Origin of the sequence: Bacillus sp. FSL K6-0268, assembly GCF_038005425.1 — a bacterium.
Lineage (GTDB): Bacteria > Bacillota > Bacilli > Bacillales > Bacillaceae_G > Bacillus_A > Bacillus_A thuringiensis_S.
The window spans coordinates 62,193-84,854 of sequence record NZ_JBBOTF010000001.1 but is presented as its reverse complement, the minus strand read 5'-3'; the positions used below and the strand labels follow the sequence as shown (position 1 = coordinate 84,854).

Sequence of the window (22,662 nt, the reverse complement as noted above, 5' to 3'; positions counted from 1 at the left end):
TTAAACGTTAAACATCTACTAGATGTATATGTAACAACCTCACCAGCGTTATTGTCTTCTAATTGGCGATCAAGATGTTCTCCCAAGGCTTTTCTCCCTTTTATTTCTTCTTCTCTTCCACGCTCTTGGCTCTTCCTTAAATTTTCAGTCCTAGCGTCCCAATCTTTACGCTCTAAAGGTTGTTTTGTTTCTTCACAATGACAATCATATCTAATATCATCTGCTGCCTTATAATCTCCTCGCGCTTTGGCTTCATCTATTTTCATTCGATAGTATTTTTCTCGTTCTGAAGTTAGTTTAATTTTGTTTGGGTTTGTATTACTACCTTCACCTGTCTCCTTAACCCCACCACTCTCCAAATTCGAGACCCTACTCTGAATACTCGCCTTTGAGGCATCATGGGCTTCTTGGAATTTTCCGCTATAGTTCGTTCCAGATCTAACGACACTTCCATCTGGCATTATTTCTACACCTTTAACGAATGGGGTTACGGAGTCCACACCTTTTGCTAATGTATTTTCAATTATATAATACTAATAATTTATGTTAGCCTGAATTCATAAAAAATAATTTCTAAAAATTTATAGCATGTCTATCTAATAAAAAAGCACTCGTTGCCTTTCGGAGACAATCAAGTGCTTTAAGTTCATGTATTTTTAAATAGCATAAATCTGTAAGTTTTTTAGTAACAGTACGACACCTTTTATATGTCATGACAACTACTACATTAAAACTTACGAGTTTCTATCAGTTCGTTAGTTTAATATGCATTCCATGTGTTTTGAAGTATGCACTTTTTAATAGCCTACTTTTTTTCCACTGCAAATACACTTTATTTTCTATTCATCTACATATATGATTGTTATCTTTAACCAAGTACCACATTTTTTAGCATTCTCATGTATAAAGTTACTGTAACCCATTTCGTATATTTGCTTAATATCTTAAATTATTAATTACAACATACAAAAGCTGGTAATTAAGGATTCTTCAATCCATTAATAAAATCCTTAAAGCTATCAGCTATTTTATACGTATTTTCTTCTTCACTAGACTGTGGAAAATAAAAAGATTGATCCCAATAATATACACCATGGTTTTCAGTATCTGTAATAAGTACAATTAACCCTGAATTCGGATCATCTCCTATGATTAAACTGGTCGGTAACATATCTTCTTCAAACTCTTCATAGCATTCACTTAAATCAAAAGTTTTTGTTACACCTATACCATACAAAACATCTAAAGGGATTTCCTGATTTAATTCTTTAACAAAAAATTTACTATACCTAACTTTCGAAGTCCCTCCGTTATATTCACTTAAAAATTTTTTATAATCTTCCGGAAGTAAAAATCCTAAAAACTCTTCTAATTCTTCAATTGATTCTTCAGTTGCTTTACCAAAAGCATTTAAATTCATTTATTTCACTCCTATTTAATCTTTTAACTTCTTAGCTAATGACATTCCACCCATATGTCGAAATCTTCTGTGTATCTCTTTACTAACTTCTTGCATTGTTGTTAAATCTTGATGATGGTGCCATGTGTTTTCATCTAATTTTGGTCCATTTGGAGCTAATTCATCAGCTTTAGCAAAATCAATGTCATATCTATTAAATTCACCTATCGGAACTTCTTGTCTTACCAACCCAGCAGATTTAAAGTTGGGAAAACCTCCAGGATAAGAAACTCGATTTGGAGGAATCTCCCAATCAATATAAGTCCATATTCCTTCCTCACTAATTTCGATTTTCCCACCTTTTTTCTGCCATTTTTCAGGATTTCTAGAATATAAGGGTTTAGTAGATAATTGTTCCTCTGTAAATTTCACTATTTCTGGATTTTTACCCGTACCCTTAACCCCACCACTCTCCAAATTCGAGATCCTACTCTGAATACTCGCCTTTGAGGCATCATGGGCTTCTTGGAATTTTCCGCTATAGTTCGTTCCAGATCTAACGACACTTCCATCTGGCATTATTTCTACACCTTTAGCGAATGGGGTTACGGAGTCCACACCTTTTGCTAGTTTAATTTCAATTATATAATACTTGTAATTTTTGTTAGCCTGAATTCATAAAAAATAATTTCTAAAAATTTACAGCATGTTTATCTATTAAAAAAGCACTCGTTGCCTCAAGTAGACAATAAAGTGCTTTAACTTCATATGTTCTATAAGTAACATTAATCCGTCACTATTCTTCTTTCAATAGTCCAACTAAAGCTAGTTAATTTGGATATTTTACATATTTACTCGCTAATAATACATTCCTTAATTTAACAAAAAAATATTTTAAGATTTATTTTGCTCTTCATATTCTTTCATCTCTTCGAATTTTCTTCGCTCATTTTCATTACTAGGTTTCTTCCCTAAATATTTATATTCAAAATAATCCACTCGGTCATTCGGTCCAAAAGTAGATTGATACCATTTAGTATACCCATAATGAATTTTTACTTTCCCCTCAGATGTCACAATCATATCAAAAGAATACCAAGGTTCCTGATTATTTTTTATAAATATTTCCTGTAACTCTACACTTAAATGAAATAATTCATCATATGTCTTATCATATTCTTTTTCACTCACATTAAATACATCTGGTATATCATGGGAATATATATATTCATCCGATCTATCTGGGGTATTGAAAAAGAATAATACCCCACCCTCTTGGTTATAAATCTCTGCATTAAAATAAAAGATATCCCATTCTACGGGAATTGTATCATTTATTTTTTGCGCTATATTTTGATAGATTTTATTTAATTCTAATTCGAACACTTTTACATCAACCTCCTGTTTTATTAAGTATTTCACGTATTACCTTACGTTGGCCTTCAATTTGGTATTTTATTTTAAATGAGTTTGGTCTTAGCGATGAACCTAAGTATACTGGTTCAATTTTTACTGATACTTTTTTAGGAGGCTTCCCACCTAATGCATTAGCCCATTATTTCTCCATATTATACCATTCTCCACCCGAACGATTAATTTGTTTATTTTGAGCGATTAAATTATCAATATCACCGGATCCATGGAATTGCGTCCCTATCAAGTGCCCACCATCATCATCAGGCAATCTATCTTCTCTTCCTGCAGCCACTTGCATTCCTGTGTTTCGTTTTCCTTTTTGAAGTATTAATCCTTCCGCCTCAACATCTACTATTCTACCAAGCTCATCTGTTGTATATTTATAACCATCCTCAGTGATATAACGTACGTTTGGCGCAAGTTCTTTCCTTCCATTTTTTCCTTTAACAATGTGCTTCCCAAGATCTTTCTCTTTTATTTCAGTTATCTTAGGAGTCTCACCCGTACCCTATGTTGTAATCTTAAACCCTCACAATAAAAAAGCAAACCATGTAAAACCTTATTAAACTACTTCTTTTTCTTCCACTACCGGCAATTCATAAGCTGTTTTATATTTCATCATGCCATATACAATGTTTACAAGCCTTCTCATAATACATACCAATGCTTGTCCTTTTGTTTTTCCTTCTTTAAGCTTCTTTTGATAGTACGCATGAAACACTGGATTTCGTGGCATCTTACTCCCTTTTGCTACTTGCACTTGTTGTACAGCTAAATTATAAAATAAAGCGTGTAGCGCCCTGTTTCCTTGTTTGCTTTTGTGTGTCTTACCTTTCCCACCAGAACCAAAGTAAACAGGTGCAATCCCCGCAAATCGTGCTAATTTATTGGCATTTGAAAATCGCCTTACATCCCCAATTTCTGCAATTAATGCCGATGCCGTCACAAGTTCTATTCCCGGCATCGTCTCTAATTGATAATCTAGTAGATTTACTAGCTGTTTTAATTCTCTTTCGATGTATTTCATTTCTGTCTTTTTAAACTCAATGTCCCGTACAATACTTCTTACTAAAAAGTCTCGTGTTTCTTGATATTCCTTCATTGTATGTCCATCTTCTTTTACAAGTTTTAATATGTCGCTTGCTTTCTTTACTGAACATGTATTGTTGCTAACATCTAATAAAAAAGCTGTTAATTGTTTTATATTTGCCCCCTCTAAACAAGAGGGTGACGGATATTGCTGCCAAAATGCTAATGCTGTTTTTCCATCTAACTCTGAGAAAAACTTTTTATAACTTGGATAATGGTGGTTTAATTGAATATGTAATTGGTTCTTTAACGCACTTTGTGCTTTTACTAATGCATTCCTTCTTGACACTAGTTGTTGTATCGACCAAAATAAATCGTTTGGCTTTGCATCTGGTAATTGATTTAACTTATTTATTAGTATACGGGCTATGCATTCCGCATCCCAACTATCATTTTTTTGTATCATCACTTGGCTCTTTCGTTCTAAAAATGATAAAGCTGGATTTACTTCTTTCACTACTTGTTCATGATCTACTAAATATTTCGCTAATGCTCTTCCATAACCGCCAACATCCTCTAAACCAAATACAACTGATAAACCATCACTCACATATGTCTCTACTTCTAATAAAAACTTCGAAAATGCAGATGGTTTATTCTCAAATTGTATTTCTCCTAATTTCTCTTGCCAACAATTAATAATAACAGCCGTATGATGCTCCTTATGTAAATCTACTCCTACATACAAATAGTTCTGTCTATTATGCATAACTCATCCCTCTATTCAATGATTTAGTCATATACAAAAATGTCGGCAACCTTAGTTCGAGCGTTCATCTTTCGATGCGCATAGGTACGCAAGCCTATCCATTTTTCATCTCTTTAGTAGTATGTATAGTAAAATGAGCTAATTTTTTAAGTGAGTTTATAAAATAATTGCTGCATGTTGTCCTTTTGTTTGTATTTTCCCGTATTTATACATGCCACGATAAAAATTCTCTCTATCTAACATGCGTTTCACTTGTACTTTCGTAAATTGTTTACCTTTCGCTGTGCAGTAGCCTTCTACATTCAATTGTTCTGCCAATTGGGTAAGTGACCAATGTTTAAAAATGTGTCTTAACTCAAATAGTCTACGTACAACTACTGCTTTCCCAGCATCTACTTCTAACACCTTTTGTCCTTTTTTGGCCTTGTAGCCAAAAAGTACGCCACCACCTGCATATCCACCTCGTTCAGCCTTCTTCTTTCTACCTCTACTTAACTTCAATGCAATTTCAAGTCTTTGATATTGGTCTAATAGTTCTAACATGCCATTCACCAAAAAGTCATTTGGATCATGTGTGTAAATACTATAGCTTGATTGTTCAATTGCCTTCACATCTACTTCATGTTTCTTTAGTTCTCGTTGTATCAATACTTTCACCATATCAGAGCGCCACAATCGTGATGTATTCAACACAACAACATAGCTTACTTGTTTATACGCCATATCGGACAATAGCTCTTGTAGTCCATCACGTTCAACTGTTAATCCCTCTTCATCAACAGTCGCTCCGCTTAATCCTCTATCTTCATACACACGAAGTAGTTCTAAATTATTTTCGTTACAGTAACGTTCAATCTCTTCTATTTGATACGCTAAACTATACCCATCACGTACTTGTCCTTCCGTTGAAACTCGTATGTAACCAACTACTTTCTTTCCCATCATAAATCCCCTCCCGTTACAGTAATTTGAGTCCCTGTAACGTTTATCCGTTTTTTTGCGGATAACGTGTTCGTAACGTAAATCCGTTAAAACGTACTTTACGATGACTTCAAAACATAATACAACCCTTTATTTTTACAATAGTTTTTTCTCTAGTAGTGTCGTACACTGTACAAAGCCACTACAGTTTATAAAATTTAACACTTAATACATTTATAAAATTATACGTTTACCAACTTATTTCTACTCTAAAATGCAAAAAAGCACTTGTTGCCATAATTGACAATCAAGCGCTTTAAGTTCATCTGTTTTTAAGTAGCTTTAATTTATAAGTTTTATAATAATAGTATGACACCTTATATATATCGTGACAAATATTAATTTAAAACTAACGAGCTTGTACGAGTTCGTTAATTTTATGTCTCTTCCATGCGTTTATATTCATCTTTCGGTAAAATGTCATCTCACCTAAGCTCGCACCTCGTTTTCTGTTCTATCATTGTACGTAATACTCCATGATGGTACAACCATCATGGGTCTCTACTTTTAAACCACTTATTGTTTTTCTTTCCACTACAAATATACTTTATTTTTTATCTGGTGAATATACAATTATTCTCCCTTGTGGATATTCACCTTCCCATCCACAAGGCCATCCCCCAAGCTTATAAACCTCAAAGATTCTTTCATAAAAATTATCAACTTTTCCATTTACTAAACGATTTAGTGCACACATATGTAAATCTCCAATTATTTCTTCAAAAATATCAATATATTGTAATACAAAATCACCTGGATAGTTCTCAGATGATTGAATAATCTCCCTTATAGGACGCTCCATAGAGTTTAAATCATGCTCATATAATTGTCCTATTATTTCCCCACCTTCTGAGGATTTAATATCTTCCCAAACGTTTTCAACCTCATCCAAATCTTGAGACCATGCCAATTCTTGTGCTCTTTCATACTCATTAACCATAACAACATCACGATTTAGAAGGTTTTCATTATGAAAAAGTTGTAAATTTGTAATAAAATTAATAACCTCTTCGACTAATTGAGTGTTTTTTCCGTACTTCATTTATTTATCCACCTTTCCCAAAGTTCTTCAGTAGCACCGCCACCTCTTTGCCAAATCTTTATTTCTTCATTTAATTTTGTTTTGTAAAACTTCTCAATACCAATTTCTAATACCTTTGATTTGTATAATGGCAAGCCACTTTCTGTACCTTTTTTTAATTTTTGTTGCAATTCAAATACTTGTTGTTCCAACTCCTTAATACTTTGATTGATATTTAATTTATCTAACTGATCTTTAACCACATTATTATATACACTATGAAATCCTCTATGCCTAGACAAAGCACTTGGATCTTTTGCTGGTATCGGTAAAAATATCCCGTTATCAGCATGATCCATATCCATTCCAATTTTCTTTAATACCGGATGATTTCTTAAATTTTTAGGTATTATATGTTGCGCCTGATATCCTTTCCGTGATGCAGAACGTGGAAGCCCCATGGATTCCAATAAATTTTGCCCTAATTTTGTAGAACTACCTCCTGTAACCTTTCCAGGGGTACCTGGAATAAGTCTAGTAGCTTCACCCGTACCCTATGTTGTAATCTTAAACTCTCACAATAAAAAAGCAAACCATGTAAAACCTTATTAAACTACTTCTTTTTCTTCCACTACCGGCAACTCATAAGCTGTTTTATATTTCATCATGCCATATACAATGTTTACAAGCCTTCTCATAATACATACCAATGCTTGTCCTTTTGTTTTTCCCTCTTTAAGTTTCTTTTGATAGTATGCATGAAACACTGGGTTTCTAGGTAACTTACTTCCTTTCGCTACTTGCACTTGTTGTACAGCTAAATTATAAAATAAAGCGTGTAGCGCCCTGTTTCCTTGTTTGCTTTTGTGTGTCTTACCTTTCCCACCAGAACCAAAGTAAACAGGTGCAATCCCCGCAAATCGTGCTAATTTATTGGCATTTGAAAATCGCCTTACATCCCCAATTTCTGCAATTAATGCCGATGCCGTCACAAGTTCTATTCCCGGCATCGTCTCTAATTGATAATCTAGTAGATTTACTAACTGTTTTAATTCTCTTTCGATGTATTTCATTTCTGTCTTTTTAAACTCAATGTCCCGTACAATACTTCTTACTAAAAAGTCTCGTGTTTCTTGATATTCCTTCACTGTATGTCCATCTTCTTTTACAAGTTTTAATATGTCACTTGCTTTCTTTACTGAACATGTATTGTTACTAACATCTAATAAAAAAGCTGTTAATTGCTTTATATTCGCCCCCTCTAAACAAGAGGGTGACGGATATTGCTGCCAAAACGCTAATGCTGTTTTTCCATCTAACTCTGAGAAAAACTTTTTATAACTTGGATAATGGTGGTTTAATTGAATATGTAATTGGTTCTTTAATGAACTTTGTGCTTTTACTAATGCATTCCTTCTTGAAACCAGTTGTTGTATTGACCATAATAAATCGTTTGGCTTTGCATCTGGTAATTGATTAAATTTGTTTATCAATATGCGTGCCACACATTCCGCATCCCAACTATCATTTTTGTGTATCATCACTTGGCTTTTTCGTTCTAAAAATGATAAAGCTGGGTTTACCTCTTTTACTACCTGTTCGTGATCTACTAAATATTTCGCTAACGCTCTTCCATAACCACCAACATCTTCTAAACCAAATACAACTGATAAACCATCACTCACATATGTCTCTACTTCTAATAAGAACTTCGAAAATGCAGATGGTTTATTATCAAATTGTATTTCTCCTAGTTTCTCTTGCCAACAATTAATAATAACAGCCGTATGATGCTCCTTATGTAAATCTACTCCTACATACAAATAGTTTTGTCTATTATGCATAACTCATCCCTCTATCCAATGATTTAGTCATATATAAAAATGTCGGCAACCTTAGTTCGAGCGTTCATCTTCCGATGCGCATAGGTACGCAAGCCTATCCATTTTCATAATTTCATAAGTACATATAGTAAAATGAGCGATTTTTTTAAGTACGACTTTTATATAATTGCTGGATGCTTCCCATTTGTTTGTATTTGCCCGTATGTATACACCCCTCGATAAAAGTTCTCTCTATCTAACATGCGTTTCACTTGTACTTTCGTAAACAGCTTTCCTTTCTCAGTACAATACCCTTCCCTATTTAGTCGTTCTGCCAATTGAGTTAGCGACCAATGTTTAAAAAAGTGTCTTAATTCAAATAGTCTACGTACAACTATCGCTTTCTCCGCATCTACCTCTAACACTTTTTGTCCTTTCTTTACTCTATAACCAAACATCACACCGCCCCCCGCATATCCACCTTGTTCTGCTTTTTTCTTTCTGCCTCTACTTAGCTTTAATGCAATCTCAAGACGTTGATATTGATCTAATAGCTCTAACATACCATTTACTAAAAAGTCATTTGGGTCATGCGTGTATATACTATAATTTGGTTGTTCAATTGCTTTCACATCTACCTTGTGTTTCTTTAGCTCTCGTTGTATTAACACTTTTGCCATATCAGAGCGCCATAACCGAGATGTATTTAGTACAATAACTTTGCTCACTTGATGATATGCCATATCCGACAATAGCTCTTGTAGACCTTCACGTTCAACTGTTAATCCATCTTCATCTACTTTCGCTCCGCTGATTCCTTTATCTTCGTATATGTGAAGCAGTTGTAGTTTATTTTCGATGCAGTACCGTTCAATTTCTTCTACTTGATACGTTAGGCTATACCCTTCACGCACTTGTCCTTCCGTTGAAACTCGTACATAACCAACTACTTTCTCTCCCATATTGAGCCCCTTCCCGTTACAGCAATTAAAGTCCCTGTAACGTTTACCCGTTTTTTGCGGATAACGTATGCATAACGTCCATCCGTTAAAACGTACTTTACGATGACTTCAAAAAATAACACAACCCTTTATTTTCCCCTCTACTATCGTCGTACACTGTACATAGCCATTACAATCTATAAAACAACAATAAAAATTTAACACTTAATCCACTTATAAAATTATAATGCTCTTTTAAATTTCTACGCTAAAACGCAAAAAAGCACTTGTTGCCTTTAATTGACAATCAAGTGCTTTAAGTTCATATGTTTTTAAGTTGCGTAAATTTGTAAGTTTTGTAGTAACAGTATGACACCTTTTGTACATCATGACAAATACTATATTAAAACTTACGAGTTTGTACGAGTTCGTTAGTTTAATATACATTCCATGTGTTTATATTCATCACCCATTAAAATGTTATCTCGCCTAAGCTCGTACTTTATTTTCTATTCTATCATTGCACACAGTACTCCATGACGGTACAACCATCATGAGTCTTTACTTTTTAACAGCCTGTTTTAAATTGCAACATCCTGATAACCTACTTCAATTATTTTTTCATTTAATAGACGAAGCCCTAATCCATTTTCTATATCCCATGTACAGTTAAATGTAATTCCAATATCTCGCCCTTCAAAAATATCCGCATATGGAACAACAATTCCATCTAAAGTTATCATTTCTAGTATTTGATCAGGTGTTTCAATTAATGGATAATTTTCATTTAATCCAATATCATAACCTAGTTCATGTCGCTTTTGTTTGTAATAGTCTAATATTGATTGCAATAAACTTGGCTGTAAATCCTCCCAATTCTGCATTAATGCTTGATATGCCATATACTGCTCTTCATCAAACTCTCCATCTTCTTCACCATCTATCATCAAAGATATCTCAGATTCTTTTCCAAAAAAACGAATAATGGTATCCTTAGTCCAACCATACTCATACTCAAGTTCACCAAAAATTGGATCGTTTATAGTCATTTTAAAATCTCCTCTTTTTATTTATTAGCAAACCCTCCAGGTTTAAAAGCTCCTGCGTTTATTTCCCCTACACCACCAAGGTGTCCGAATTCACTATTTATTTTTGTTGGCACGAGTTGCATTGTTTTAACATCATTTAATTCATGCCATGTTAATTTATTTTTTTCTCGATATTTTTTTATATCTCTTGCACTGATTTTACCAGATTCCATCCCAAATTGACTTGCTAATTCAGGTGAACCATTAATCTGGTCAGCTAATTTTTGGTCTGATTGAACAAAATTAGCTCGTCTGGCTTTCCCTCCATAAGTTCCTTTTCCTCCAAGCATATAGTTGATTTCAACTTGTGCCTTTGCTGTTGGTGAAAAGTCAGGAACTGCATTTTTATATTGAATACCCTCAATCCCAACTTCATCTAAAATTTGTTTTAATTGACGGTCTGGTGGTGGCTTAAGTATGCACTTAGATTCACCCCGTATTCCCTCAAATTCAACCTTTGGATTCTCTAATGCAGGTGTCTGATTAAGCCTTGCCTCATAAGAACTAGCAAAATCAGTTTGTCTAAAAGCAGGTGGAACTTCAGCCTCTCTATTACCCGTACCCTTAACCCCACCACTCTCCAAATTCGAGATCCTACTCTGAATACTCGCCTTTGAGGCATCATGGGCTTCTTGGAATTTCCCGCTATAGTTCGTTCCAGTTCTAGCGACACTTCCATCTGGCAGTATTTCTACACCTTTAACGAATAGGGATACGGAGTTCATGTGCAGTGATAATCAAGTTGTTTAATTTTGTGTCTAGAAATGCAATAACCTTCTGCCTGTTAATTTGGTACGAGGTTATTAAAGTTGTTTAAAAATAAGTTTTATTTGTTGCACTTTTTCATTTAAGTGAATAATAAAAGTGTTTAATTTCTGGATAGCTAATAATTAATAATCACCCCTTTAATATTCAATCCCAAACATTAAAAATTACTTCACCGATATTTTCTGGTCGCCAATATTTAGCATCTTTTAATTCTTCTGTTAAGTTGTGTTCCCTAGGTATAAAAGGCTTTTCTAAATAAGCTTTCGACAAAACTTGATAGTACGCTTCAAATTCACTTTCTAATATGGGCATATCAATAAAACTAAAAATAATTTTTCCTTCTACATTTTTATCCGCAAAAGCTAAGAAAGGATAAAACTCATGCAATAAAATAATAAATTCCTTATCGTCTATTATCACTATCACTTCAAAAAAATTTTTGGGATAGTGTGGTTGTATCCATTCTACTATTTTGAATTTACATGTCCTCAATACATCATAAAATATTCTCTTTGTTTCATTTTCATTATGGGAATTTAAATGTATTGCTTTCAAACCTGTAATATGTGGCGGTATTTTCACTCCCAAAACCTCATTCCCTTTTATTAACTAACCACAGATATCGAAACATTATTCCTTTTATTATACGAGAAACTCAAAAGATGGTATTAAATTTCAATTCTGTACGATTTTTTAAACAACTTTATTATTCGTGGTCAGTCCACACCTTTGGCTACTAGACCTTTAATGAAGTAGTCCGCATCATTAATCTTATCTACGGTTTTCCAGCCTTGTATTTTTAAATTTTTTAATAGATTATTTTCCTTAAGCGATTGTACCACATTATTTCTACGCTAAAACGCAAAAAGCACTTGTTGCCTCAAATAGACAATCAAGTGCTTTAAGTTTCATCTGTTTTTAAGCAGCATAAATTTGTAAGTTTTGTAGTAACAGTATGACACCTTTTATATGTGGTAACAACTACTACGTTAAAACTTACGAGTTTGTACGAGTTCGCTAGTTTCATGCACATTGTACACCATGGTGATACAATCATCATGGTGTACGTATTTTCAAACACACTATTATTTTTCCTGTCTACTTCACATATACTTTGTTTTTTATTCATGTATGTGGTTATAATACTTACAAAATCACTATGTTTTTTATATTAAGACCGCTCTTCTTCATACTTTTTCATTCTTGCCATCAGTTCTTTGTCTATTTCATCTGTTAGTTCTCTATTTAAATATTTATACTCAAAATATTCAATTCTATCTGAAGGTCCAAATTCTGAATCATTCCAGTTAACATAACTAAACCGAACTGTTAATTTCCCTTCACCATTCACAATCATTGTAACTGAAAACCATGCCTCTTGTTGATTATCAATAAATACTTGTTGTAATTGAACTGTCAAATCAAATAATTCGTGCAGAAATTGATTATAAATTTTTCTATCAACATTATACATTCTAGGTATATAGTGTGAATATTTATATTCTTGTTTTTCATCTAAGGTTGTATAGAAAAAATAAACTCCTCCTTCCCCATCTTTCACCTGTTATGAAGTGACCTTTGTCAATAGTTTTTCACCCATAATATTTTTCTTGATGGCATACAAAAGCTTCAGAAATAAGATCTATCGACAGTTAACCACTCTGTTATTCGTGGATTGGTTACCTCAGGTTAATGGTTCGTCGTTAGGCTCTTATAATCTCACTGCGTGGATCACACCTTTTCAAATTCTAATAAATAGCTTGTTTATCAGAATTTCAGCCATGCCAGAAGAGGTGAGTCATAGATAGCCAGACCTGTAATTCACTATCTCTGAAGCTCATCTATGCCATCAATTGATACCTTTGATTTCTAACTATGAATCAATCAACTTCATATCCTTCCCTCTTTATTTTCGGTGAATTTTACCTGTTTCTAATCCCCATATAAAACACCCCAGTTCTCTTGCGATAGCTGTAACGGCAACATTTCTAGGCTTCCCTTGATATATCATGCGATAATATTTTCTTTGTAACCTTTCTACAGCCTGATCCGCATAAGCAATCACTTCGCTTCGTTGCCCTTTTTGTCTTGCTTTCACTCGCTTCGATTTTAATCCGATTGCTCCTTTTACCAACGCATTTGCACATTCTACAAGAGTAGACCTAACGGTCGAATTTCCTTGTTTTGTAATCGAACGTCGACTGATTTTCTCTCCACTTGAGCTTTCGCTTGGCGTCAATCCTACATAAGCCATAAATGCTTTAGCCGTGGGAAAACGAGTGAAGTCTGCAATTTCCACATGAACAGTCATTGCCGATGTTGTATCTATACCTTTTAAGCATCTTAACTTTGCGATTGGTTCTTCGTACCTTTCACGATGAGATAATTCTTCTAATCTCAAACTGAACCGCTCAATTTTATCGACTAGAACATCATACTGTAATAGGTATTCGCCTAACGTTTCTTTGAATAATCCTTGTAGATCAAGATTCTTTAACCATTTCATATAAGCGATTGTCCAGCTTGATTTCCCTTCATACACATAGCCATGTCTTAAAAGGAATGCTTTTATCTGTTGTTTTATTTTTTTCAAAGATGTTTTAAAATCACCTAACATGCGGATATACTCTTTCACGGCAACATCCTCTTCTTCTGGAACATATACTTCTTTATAGGTGCCATTTGCTAAATTAAGAGCAATCATTTTGGCATCGAATTTATCATTTTTCACCATTTTGTTTTTTGATGAACTGTACATTGTTGTGGGAGCTAAAATATCACAATCAATTCCATTTTGTTCAAGAAGATTATGAAGTGAATACCCTAAACAACCAGCCTCATATCCAGCTTTAATTTTTATATCTTCACCATATTTTGTTTTCAGTTTCTCAACGAATTTTTTTACGAGAGATACATTTGAAGCACATCGTGCTTCTCTTACAATTTCCCCAGTTGTTCCGTGTAGTGCACATAAGCTAAAACTTTCCTTGTGGACATCCATCCCAATATATATTATATTTTCCATAGTGGCCTCCTATTATCATAGGGTATAACCCCATTCATAATGTTTTCATTCATTATTATGGGTTAAAATCCCTGACTTGATAATCTAGGAGGTCACTTCATATTATCTCACCATTGAAGTAAAACTCTTCCCATTCAACAGGTATCATATCGTTTATCTTTTCAGCAATTTTACGATAAAGTTTATTTAATTCATTTTCAAATGACATATTATTTACCTCCTGCTTTATTTAAAATTTCACGTATAACCGGTTTCTTCCCTTGAATTTGATATTCTACCATGAACGAATTTGGTCTCATTGATTGCCCACTATATACTGGTTCAATCTTTACTGTCACTTTTTTAGGAGGCTTTCCACCTAATGCATTAGCCCATTCTCCACCTGACCGATTAATCTGTTTATTTTGAGCGACTAAATTATCAATGTCACCGGATCCATGGAATTGCGTCCCTATCAAATGCCCACCATCATCATCCGGCAATCTATCTTCTCTTCCTGCAGCCACTTGCATTCCTGTGTTTCGTTTTCCTTTTTGAAGTATTAATTCTCCTGCCTCAACATCTACTATTCTACCAAGCTCATCTGTTGTATATTTATAACCATCCTCGGTAACATAACGCACGTTTGGCGCAAGTTCTTTCCTTCCATTTTTCCCTTTAATAATGTGCTTCCCAAGATCTTTCTCTTTTATTTCAGTTATCTTAGGAGTTTCACCCGTACCCTTAGCCACACTACCTTCCTTACTAACTCCTGAACCACCACTACCCTTAGCAAGTTGATAAGCATCATCCTTAGCTGCCGTACTTGCCTTTGAAAACTTTCCAGCTACTTCTCCAACAGTTGAAGATTCTATATAAGGAAGCTTCATTCCTATTCCAGTATCCACCGTCCTAACTGCTACTGGAATAGGAGTATTTTTCATAGCATCTAGTGCATTCTTTAAAGTCTTATTTTCCCTAGGCGATTGTACCACATTATTTCTACACTAAAACAAAAAAAGCACTTGTTGCCTGTAATCGACAATCAAGTACTTTAAGTTAATATATTTTTAAGTATCGCTAATTTTGTAAGTTTTGTAGTACAGTTTGACACCTTTTATATATCGTGGCAACTACTACGTTAAAACTTACGAGTTTGTACGAGTTCGTTAGTTTTATGTCCATCTCATGTTTTTATATTCACCACCATGTAAAATGTCATATCGCCTAAGCTCGTACTTCGTTTTCTATTCTATCATTGCACACAATACTCCATGATGGTACAACCATCATGGAGTATTTACTTTTTAACAGCTTATTCTTATTCTTTCCACTTCAAAAATAAATTCTTTTTCGTTTACTTGTCTTATGTGAATTCTTTAATTTCTAACCCTAATTGTCTATACCTTTCAATACTAATTAACCCTCAAATTATAGATTTCCTGCTAACATTAAAAGGATCTACGTTATTTTCCTCTAACAAATCTTCAAATTTTTCTGTTCCGTATTTTACAAAACATTCATATTCCGACTGGGAAATAAAGAATGCTAACAAAATTTTACCATCTTGATCTTCACTTCCAGTACGTACATCACCATATTCTTCTGGAAAAGCGAATGGTTCAGTAAAGTAAACTGCACTTTTATTATATTTTTGAACAAATGATTTATCAATACTTTCAATACCACTAATTGCTGTTCCTCGTCCTATTTCTATTCCATTACCTATACAATAAAATAAAGCACTTGCAAGGATATACCCTGTACTATTAAATGCCCCATCAACTACCATTGAAATTTCAACATTATCCCCTACTATTTCTTCATATTTACTGAGTCCAAGTGTATTAAAAACTAAACATTCTTCAAATACATTTTCATATTTTAAAATTTGCATACTCGGAAGCTCTTCATTATTTTTAAAAACCTCTCGGTCTATTGGATCACCTAAATATTTACTATAATGGTCATAATAAAGCTCTCCGTAATTTATCATTCTTTTATCTCCCCTTTATATGTTCCTTCTATTCCTTCAAATTTATGACTTATATTACATTCATGACATTGAACCCTTAGTCGAGCATTATATTCATCCAATACTTCTTTTCGTGTTGGTTTTACTTCACCTGTTTTCATACTTACAACTCTTTCTGCCCAAGTATCTGGATAATGATCTAAGTCATATCCAATTCTTTTTACTGGTCCATTTTTAGTATTAATGGTAATACTATCTGGAATATCTTTTCCGCACGTAGGACAAATCATTTTTCCTGTTGCATTTTTTGGTGCTTCACTTTCTGCTTTAACACGAGTACCTTTTCTAAAACTACTTCTCTTATACAAACTATCAGTTTTTTTAACTTTTGTACTACCTTCACCCGTACCCTTACTAGCAAGAGAAGCCTCTACACCCTTAATCTTATCATCTATAATCTTATTACTTTCTGTATGATGCTTATTCACCCAGCTTTGGAAATCTGTACCACCTTGCTTAGATATTAGTAAGCCATTTCCATCAACTTCAAAACTTGCCGATTTGGCTGTCCTATCATCTATGCTTTTGGCTATTTTTTCGCCAAATTGATACATCTTTTCATTTCCGGATTTCTCCATTTTAAGGCTCGCTAGTTTCAAACGGTCAAGCATAATAGCTTTATTATCACGCAATGATTGTACCACATTTTTACCCAAATTTGGATTAAAACCAGGCATTCCTTCTTTGAATTTTAATAATTTGGCTAAATCAGCTAATTCACTCGTCCCTTTGAATGCTTTTACTCCTTTTCCTACTGCTCCAACAACTGGGATTGCGTCTAATCCACCAAAAATGATGTTTCCTACCCGCTCTTCTTGGCTCAATTTCCGGTGTGTTCCCCAGTCTTCTCCGTCGATACCGCTTTTTATTTGTACACCTCCGTATACTACTGCGGCAGCGGCCCCGAGTGGTGGACAAAGGATTGTTGTGATGATGATTCCTACGCCTATTCCTATGTCTCGCACCATTTCTAGTTTTTTCTGTTCATCTTCTATCGATTTGTATTCAAATCCTCGTGTGGATGGGACTACTTTCTTGTATTCTTCATAATTTAATTTTGCATCTGGATTTTGTTTTTTTAGTTCTTTGTATTCTGCCCTAAGTACGTTATCAAATGCAGGAGAATCTCTAAAAATATCTTCTACTGTTATTTTATCTTTCTTCTTCTGTATTGTTTGTGGTACACTTCCGTAGCCCGCATGCGCACCTGGTAATACTGTCGTTGTTGTGGAGCCAATTCGGTTATTTGTTTCAAAACTGAGAATAGATGTATCTCTCACTTTTTGAGCGAATTTATCCATTTCTACTAAAAAAGGTTTATCTATATGTTCAGAGACTAATCGCCCTGCTTCTCCGCAATATTTTTGTAATGTCGTATAACTATCAAGTAATTCCCCGATTTTTTGCGATTGATCTTTAGGATTAAAATGTATACTACCATCCGAGTCTAAATCTCGTATTCTTCCATCAATTCTTTTTAATGATTCATTTGCTTCCCGTAATTTCATGAGTGCATCTTTTGTAATTCGATTCATACCATCTCCCATGTTTTGCCATGGTTCAGGTCTATATTTCACATCCATCTCGTTTTCATCCCCCCAGCCGTATGGTGATTTCTACAACTTACTTAATATTTCACGTAATTGTTCGTCCTTTTCAAGCATTTCTACACATACATTCCCTACAACTGTCGCTGACCTAGAATAGTGTTCAGCCAATTCTAGTGTTTTGTGTAATATATCAGGATATTTTTCAATTACTCTCATCGCTTCACCTTTTTGATAAAAATCACAGCTTAATAAACTCTCAATATTCGTTCCAATGACGTCTACATGGATTTTATATATATTTTCTAACTTCATTACTATATCTAGTAGTTCTTGAAAATTAACTAATACTTCTTCTCCACCACCAGAACCACTATCTCCCATTGATACTTGCATTATTGAATACCTCCTAACGAGAATTGTCTCGGGTCAATTAACTTTTTATATGGCATTTTTAACACGTCATACAATTTCTTATTAACCGCATAGAGGCTCACCCAGTCATATCGATTACGATCTACATCTATTTGAACGAAATCTTCTCCTTCAGTAAAATATAAGAAACATTCCCATTTTCCTCCTCTATTACTTCGAGGCCTCGTATACGTTTCTATCGCTATAACGTCTTTATTTGATAAATCTTTTTCCTCAAATGTTTGTTGTTCTGCCTCTGTCATTCTCTTTGAGAAAAATGTATCTTCTATTTCCCTCGGTTCTCTCAATAAGAAAGGGATGCGTGTTAATAATGAAAAATATACGTCTGGCTTTGGTATGTAGTCGATCTCGTATTTTTTATTTGGCTCTATTTCCGTTAATACAGCCACTCGGTCTTTATCCTCTTTTAAAAAGCCAATTAATACATTATTCATTCTCGTGTATTCATGACAATTTTCATATTCCTTTAATAGTTCAATTATTTGAAAAGCTGCAGGGGTAATTCCATTTTCACTTGTAAGTAGGCCTTTTTCTTTTAAACTCGTAGTTGCTTTCGTGACACATTCTGCATCAAGTAAAATAATTGCGTCACGGTTTGGCAATCCAAATATATCGGTAACCCCAGCTGCACCTGCGAGAACATATAATTCAGCAGGTGCAAAACTCATTTCTTTCCCCATTCTTTTATCCCTCGTTTCTCCATCACAATTGTTTTATCGCCCTTACTTCCGATTTATCTCCGTACGTTTGAATGCTTTTATCTAACTCTTTCAAAGCTTTCGTATGTCCTTCAAATGCCTCTACCATTTCTGAATTATATTGAATGATCAAATCAAGATAACTTAAAAATGCATCTCTCGTTTTTCCATTCCATTTCGCACCTGTGACATATGCTTTTAAGTCTTTCGCTTGGTTTAAAGAATCCTTCATACCATTTTCAATGTTTTGTGCGTAAGAAATGGCACTTGCAGTGTTACTTCCTATAATTTCAACCTCTTTACCACTCATGTTCGTTCCCTCCATTCTTTGTATACTTAATGGATAAGTTTTTCAATTTCCTTTTTCTTTTCTTCAAAAGCCTTGGTCGCTGCAGCGTATGCTGACGCTTTCTCCGATTCTGCTTTCGCTTTATATTCCAAATACTTTGCATAAGCTGTACTTTTTGCAGATCCAATATCGCTTAATGCACTTTTAAAATAGGATACTAATGTATGTAATTCTTCATCCTTTTCATGACGTTTTTGTTCAAATTCAACTGCTGGAATTTTATTAGCTTCTAAACCATTACTTTTACTCTCATACTCTCTCTTTGCTGATTCAGCCTCTTGAATGAATTGCTTTAACTCTCTTTCTTTATCTTTTAAATAATCGTGTAAATCATCATACCGATCTCGTTTCCTCGCACTTTCTGTAAAACCAGACGCATTTAAAAAAGCATTGTACAATTCATCTAACATCTTTCTCCCCCTTTAGCACAATAACTATGTAGTTAAATTCGTATATTTAAACATGAATATTCATTACATTAAGAATTAACAAATAATTATTTTTACATATTGCTATTTTATCAAAGGGATTTTAACATTTCCATATTTTATGAATGGCTTTCGCATTTTTCTTCAATAAAGTGAAACTTTAATCAATATGACTATGTATTTATGTGCAGAAATAATAAAAAACACTGCCAGGCGCAGTGTTTTTTATTACTACCTTTTATCCAATTCATTCATATTAAATCCTTGCTTGAGAGTAAGACCAGTTCTTTCTTATTTCATAAACAACTATTTCTGGATAATCCCAATGAAGCGTACGAGTAGGCTCCCTGATTCGTTATACTATTCCTTGGGCTGTTTTGTTTCTATATTCATTCCAATATTTTGGCTCAGTCGCTCTTTAAAGAACGATAGAAAAAGGATCTGATATGAATATCAGATCCTCAACTTTAATTTCTTAATACATACATCTTTTTACACGATAACTGGTTCATACGTGCTCAAATTATCATACTCAGTTTTTACAATACTAGGCGGAAGGTTAACACATCCTCAGATTCACCTTTTCCTGTAGCAGTGCATAATGTTTAATAAAATTAAAGCATATTTTTACTTACCAGACTTAATTTTTTCGTTATATTCTTCTAAAGTTAACCCTTTTTCTTTTAGATAAACAGCAACTTCTTTTCCTACATAACGATAGTGCCATGGCTCATACTTAATGCCAGTAATATTCTCTTTATCTTTTGGATAGCGGAGAGTAAATCCATACTCTGCAGCATTCTTATCTAACCATTTGAATGCATCGGTAGTTTCAAATTTTGCATTTAAATCTTCTACAGTATTCTGCCATTCAACTGAAATAATGTCTAACGCTAATCCAGTATGATGTTCACTTGCACCAGGATACTGAAGATATTCCAACGCCTTAGCACTAGCCTCTTTATCCGACAAGCCTTGAGATTTATAGCTTTTAACTGAAGCATCATAATAGGTTTGTTGTAATTTTATAGCTCGATAACCTGATCTTAAATAAAGATTGATTCCCTCTTTTTTTGCAGCTGCTACCATATCCTGATAGGAAGTTGCAATTCTACTATCTATTTTCATATTCGGCTTAGCATTTTGGGTAATACTTGTTAATTCAATTCCTAGTTCCTTTGATAACATATGCTCTCTATTTACAAGAATAATTCTCCAATCATTAGGATCAGAGATAGGTAAAACATCTTTTTTATTCGCATGTATCTCTTTTTTATTTTTATCGTTATTATTAGTAGTTTCCTGAGATGTTTGCTTTCCACTACAAGCAGCAAGACTCCATCCCATTGCCAATACCAATGCTAAAATTATAAATTTTTTAATTGTATCTCATTCCCTTTTTGTTTATTAGTCTTTATACCAATTTCCCAACACGTCTCTAGGAATCTCCTTAAAATCCTTCAAAGAAACGGGGCCGACAAATTTTTTAATTCCATGTTTTTTAGAATCTTCATCCGAATAATCTTTTAAAAATTGAATTTTAAATTGTTTCTTACCATCAGCGTAGTCGGTTACTGTCGGTACGATTGCCGCTTGTCGTATACCAAAAGTTTTATCTTCATACTTAACAAATTGTACATAAGATAATCCTCCAACCAATGTTTCTAATTTTTCTTGCGCAGAAATAAGATTTCCAAGAGAATAATAGATTAGCGTTTCATGTCCCTCTTTATTTTGTTTCCACTCAATTGGTTGAATTACATGTGGATGATTTCCAATTACTACATCTACACCTAAATCTGTTAAATATTGAGCAACTTCTTTTTGTTGCTTTGAAGGTGTTGAGGTATATTCTACTCCCCAATGCACCATAACAATCACCATATCAGAGCTACTCTTTGCCTTTTCCACATCATTTTGTATCGCTTTTTTATCAATTAAATTTAAAGCCCAAGACTTATCAGCCGGAATTTTAATTCCATTCGTACCATATGTATAATTTAGTAACGCAAAGCGAATACCATTTTTTGTAATCGTTTTTATTTCATTACGCTCGTTTTGACTCTCATTCATGCCTACTGGGATAACATCCGGATATTTCTTCCAGTATTCTCTTGTATTCGCAACACCTTTAATACCCATATCCATAGCATGATTTGTCGCTTGAGTCACTATATTGAATCCAGTGTCCACTAAAGATTGTCCTACTTCTTCAGGTGTATTGAAAGTCGGATATCCCTGTACTTTTAGATTATTTCCTGCAATTGGAGTCTCCTGGTTCACGATAGCAAGATCACTTGATTTAACAGCTTTTTTGATATTTTCATAAATATAGTTATAATCATATGAACCGTCTTTTTGTTTGCCATCTTTAATTACTGCGTCATGATATAAATTATCACCCGTTGCTATTAAATTCACAACCGATTTTACTTTTTTATCTTCCGTAAAATTAGGAGACTGTTGGATAGGACTCTTCTCTACCCAATTTGGTGCTTTTAATGATGTATCTATATTAGATTCAGCCGGTGGTAATGAAGCTTTAGATGTCTTAACATCTGTATTACCACAAGCAGTTAAAAGCACTAAAAAAATAAGACATAATAAAAAAAACTTTTTACTTCTCTGTAAAGTATCTAACATGTGATCCTCTTTTCTGTTTTATTACTTATAACCAGTTCTAACAAATCATTCTTTAAAACAACGTATTTTGGTTTTACCCTTAATTATGGAAGGACACTCTGTTACATTTACTTCGGAATATACAGATAATCATTTTCCATTCTCTAGCAATCTATCAATTCCATCAGAATTGATAGATTGCTAGAAAAACATAATCCATCAGGATGTCGACTAGTTTGATATACCTATTCCAATTGCAATAACTCGTTTAATATTTAAACAAGATAGGAGAATCGTTCATATAGCCTC

At 33.8% G+C, this 22,662-nt stretch carries 23 protein-coding genes and 3 pseudogenes; all 26 read right to left on the bottom strand.

The genetic code is table 11. The annotated features are described in order from the left end of the window. Positions 1–17: 17 nt before the first annotated feature. Positions 18–500 (bottom strand): annotated as a pseudogene (locus tag MHI28_RS00470) (ADP-ribosyltransferase); the annotation flags it as partial. A gap of 479 nt (positions 501–979) precedes the next feature. Next, entirely contained in the window at positions 980–1,420 is a 441-nt protein-coding gene (locus tag MHI28_RS00465) for an SMI1/KNR4 family protein (protein ID WP_001052206.1), read from the bottom strand. Between the two features lie 15 nt (positions 1,421–1,435). Then, positions 1,436–2,017, bottom strand: coding sequence for an HNH endonuclease (locus tag MHI28_RS00460; protein ID WP_097825875.1), 582 nt, complete (start codon positions 2,015–2,017; stop codon positions 1,436–1,438). 276 nt (positions 2,018–2,293) lie between these two features. Further along, entirely contained in the window at positions 2,294–2,785 is a 492-nt protein-coding gene (locus tag MHI28_RS00455) for an immunity protein YezG family protein (RefSeq protein ID WP_000462360.1), read from the bottom strand. 7 nt (positions 2,786–2,792) lie between these two features. Continuing rightward, positions 2,793–3,170, bottom strand: a pseudogene (locus MHI28_RS00450) (DNA/RNA non-specific endonuclease). Positions 3,171–3,377: 207 nt separating this feature from the next. Continuing rightward, positions 3,378–4,613: an IS110 family transposase gene (locus tag MHI28_RS00445; protein ID WP_086413314.1), complete on the bottom strand. Its 1,236-nt coding sequence runs from the start codon at positions 4,611–4,613 to the stop codon at positions 3,378–3,380. 156 nt (positions 4,614–4,769) lie between these two features. Then, on the bottom strand, positions 4,770–5,555 hold the full coding sequence (locus MHI28_RS00440; protein ID WP_340827546.1) for a recombinase family protein: 786 nt from the start codon (positions 5,553–5,555) through the stop codon (positions 4,770–4,772). A gap of 586 nt (positions 5,556–6,141) precedes the next feature. After that, positions 6,142–6,636, bottom strand: a complete 495-nt coding sequence (locus MHI28_RS00435; protein ID WP_000873545.1) for a hypothetical protein — start codon at positions 6,634–6,636, stop codon at positions 6,142–6,144. Beyond that, entirely contained in the window at positions 6,633–7,145 is a 513-nt protein-coding gene (locus MHI28_RS00430) for an AHH domain-containing protein (protein WP_044784602.1), read from the bottom strand. The genes MHI28_RS00435 and MHI28_RS00430 overlap by 4 nt, the downstream gene beginning before the upstream one ends. A gap of 78 nt (positions 7,146–7,223) precedes the next feature. Beyond that, the gene (locus MHI28_RS00425) at positions 7,224–8,459 is read right to left on the bottom strand and encodes an IS110 family transposase (RefSeq protein ID WP_000551890.1); all 1,236 of its coding nucleotides are present in this window, start codon (positions 8,457–8,459) and stop codon (positions 7,224–7,226) included. 158 nt (positions 8,460–8,617) lie between these two features. Beyond that, positions 8,618–9,400 (bottom strand): recombinase family protein, encoded by a 783-nt coding sequence (locus tag MHI28_RS00420; protein ID WP_000504229.1) that lies wholly within the window; start codon positions 9,398–9,400, stop codon positions 8,618–8,620. Positions 9,401–9,960: 560 nt separating this feature from the next. Next, a complete protein-coding gene (locus MHI28_RS00415) occupies positions 9,961–10,428 on the bottom strand; it encodes a DUF6985 domain-containing protein (RefSeq protein ID WP_000154329.1) in 468 nt (155 codons plus the stop codon). A 17-nt stretch (positions 10,429–10,445) separates the two neighbouring features. After that, entirely contained in the window at positions 10,446–11,192 is a 747-nt protein-coding gene (locus tag MHI28_RS00410; protein WP_001089677.1) for an HNH endonuclease, read from the bottom strand. 187 nt (positions 11,193–11,379) lie between these two features. Further along, positions 11,380–11,817, bottom strand: coding sequence for a hypothetical protein (locus MHI28_RS00405; RefSeq protein ID WP_000701307.1), 438 nt, complete (start codon positions 11,815–11,817; stop codon positions 11,380–11,382). 589 nt (positions 11,818–12,406) lie between these two features. Beyond that, the gene (locus tag MHI28_RS00400; RefSeq protein WP_340827545.1) at positions 12,407–12,796 is read right to left on the bottom strand and encodes an immunity protein YezG family protein; all 390 of its coding nucleotides are present in this window, start codon (positions 12,794–12,796) and stop codon (positions 12,407–12,409) included. Positions 12,797–13,141: 345 nt separating this feature from the next. Then, positions 13,142–14,260: an IS110 family transposase gene (locus MHI28_RS00395; protein WP_277548338.1), complete on the bottom strand. Its 1,119-nt coding sequence runs from the start codon at positions 14,258–14,260 to the stop codon at positions 13,142–13,144. Between the two features lie 103 nt (positions 14,261–14,363). Beyond that, positions 14,364–14,468 (bottom strand): annotated as a pseudogene (locus tag MHI28_RS00390) (immunity protein YezG family protein); the annotation flags it as partial. Position 14,469: 1 nt separating this feature from the next. Beyond that, the gene (locus MHI28_RS00385) at positions 14,470–15,234 is read right to left on the bottom strand and encodes a DNA/RNA non-specific endonuclease (RefSeq protein ID WP_000250845.1); all 765 of its coding nucleotides are present in this window, start codon (positions 15,232–15,234) and stop codon (positions 14,470–14,472) included. Positions 15,235–15,665: 431 nt separating this feature from the next. Then, positions 15,666–16,235 (bottom strand): suppressor of fused domain protein, encoded by a 570-nt coding sequence (locus tag MHI28_RS00380; RefSeq protein WP_000611567.1) that lies wholly within the window; start codon positions 16,233–16,235, stop codon positions 15,666–15,668. Beyond that, complete coding sequence (locus tag MHI28_RS00375; protein WP_000382751.1) at positions 16,232–17,857, bottom strand: GH-E family nuclease; 1,626 nt, start codon at positions 17,855–17,857, stop codon at positions 16,232–16,234. Before MHI28_RS00375 ends, MHI28_RS00380 begins: the two co-directional genes overlap by 4 nt. A gap of 33 nt (positions 17,858–17,890) precedes the next feature. Further along, complete coding sequence (locus MHI28_RS00370) at positions 17,891–18,217, bottom strand: hypothetical protein (protein ID WP_001198201.1); 327 nt, start codon at positions 18,215–18,217, stop codon at positions 17,891–17,893. Then, a complete protein-coding gene (locus MHI28_RS00365) occupies positions 18,217–18,936 on the bottom strand; it encodes a DUF5081 family protein (protein WP_000514121.1) in 720 nt (239 codons plus the stop codon). Before MHI28_RS00365 ends, MHI28_RS00370 begins: the two co-directional genes overlap by 1 nt. A gap of 22 nt (positions 18,937–18,958) precedes the next feature. Continuing rightward, entirely contained in the window at positions 18,959–19,264 is a 306-nt protein-coding gene (locus MHI28_RS00360; RefSeq protein WP_000014535.1) for a WXG100 family type VII secretion target, read from the bottom strand. 26 nt (positions 19,265–19,290) lie between these two features. After that, the gene (locus MHI28_RS00355; RefSeq protein WP_000883468.1) at positions 19,291–19,713 is read right to left on the bottom strand and encodes a hypothetical protein; all 423 of its coding nucleotides are present in this window, start codon (positions 19,711–19,713) and stop codon (positions 19,291–19,293) included. 645 nt (positions 19,714–20,358) lie between these two features. After that, positions 20,359–21,090: a M15 family metallopeptidase gene (locus MHI28_RS00350; RefSeq protein ID WP_000241993.1), complete on the bottom strand. Its 732-nt coding sequence runs from the start codon at positions 21,088–21,090 to the stop codon at positions 20,359–20,361. A gap of 48 nt (positions 21,091–21,138) precedes the next feature. Beyond that, on the bottom strand, positions 21,139–22,374 hold the full coding sequence (locus MHI28_RS00345) for a CapA family protein (RefSeq protein ID WP_000887594.1): 1,236 nt from the start codon (positions 22,372–22,374) through the stop codon (positions 21,139–21,141). Positions 22,375–22,662 lie beyond the last annotated feature (288 nt).

Excerpts from the sequence above, each read along its gene's own strand:
- MHI28_RS00465 (WP_001052206.1), bottom strand. The coding sequence starts at position 1,420 with ATGAATTTAAATGCTTTTGGTAAAGCAACTGAAGAATCAATTGAAGAA.
- MHI28_RS00445 (WP_086413314.1), bottom strand. The coding sequence starts at position 4,613 with ATGCATAATAGACAGAACTATTTGTATGTAGGAGTAGATTTACATAAG.
- MHI28_RS00440 (WP_340827546.1), bottom strand. The coding sequence starts at position 5,555 with ATGGGAAAGAAAGTAGTTGGTTACATACGAGTTTCAACGGAAGGACAA.
- MHI28_RS00435 (WP_000873545.1), bottom strand. The coding sequence starts at position 6,636 with ATGAAGTACGGAAAAAACACTCAATTAGTCGAAGAGGTTATTAATTTT.
- MHI28_RS00425 (WP_000551890.1), bottom strand. The coding sequence starts at position 8,459 with ATGCATAATAGACAAAACTATTTGTATGTAGGAGTAGATTTACATAAG.
- MHI28_RS00420 (WP_000504229.1), bottom strand. The coding sequence starts at position 9,400 with ATGGGAGAGAAAGTAGTTGGTTATGTACGAGTTTCAACGGAAGGACAA.
- MHI28_RS00415 (WP_000154329.1), bottom strand. The coding sequence starts at position 10,428 with ATGACTATAAACGATCCAATTTTTGGTGAACTTGAGTATGAGTATGGT.
- MHI28_RS00410 (WP_001089677.1), bottom strand. The coding sequence starts at position 11,192 with ATGAACTCCGTATCCCTATTCGTTAAAGGTGTAGAAATACTGCCAGAT.
- MHI28_RS00395 (WP_277548338.1), bottom strand. The coding sequence starts at position 14,260 with ATGGAAAATATAATATATATTGGGATGGATGTCCACAAGGAAAGTTTT.
- MHI28_RS00380 (WP_000611567.1), bottom strand. The coding sequence starts at position 16,235 with ATGATAAATTACGGAGAGCTTTATTATGACCATTATAGTAAATATTTA.
- MHI28_RS00375 (WP_000382751.1), bottom strand. The coding sequence starts at position 17,857 with ATGGATGTGAAATATAGACCTGAACCATGGCAAAACATGGGAGATGGT.
- MHI28_RS00370 (WP_001198201.1), bottom strand. The coding sequence starts at position 18,217 with ATGCAAGTATCAATGGGAGATAGTGGTTCTGGTGGTGGAGAAGAAGTA.
- MHI28_RS00365 (WP_000514121.1), bottom strand. The coding sequence starts at position 18,936 with ATGGGGAAAGAAATGAGTTTTGCACCTGCTGAATTATATGTTCTCGCA.
- MHI28_RS00360 (WP_000014535.1), bottom strand. The coding sequence starts at position 19,264 with ATGAGTGGTAAAGAGGTTGAAATTATAGGAAGTAACACTGCAAGTGCC.
- MHI28_RS00355 (WP_000883468.1), bottom strand. The coding sequence starts at position 19,713 with ATGTTAGATGAATTGTACAATGCTTTTTTAAATGCGTCTGGTTTTACA.
- MHI28_RS00345 (WP_000887594.1), bottom strand. The coding sequence starts at position 22,374 with ATGTTAGATACTTTACAGAGAAGTAAAAAGTTTTTTTTATTATGTCTT.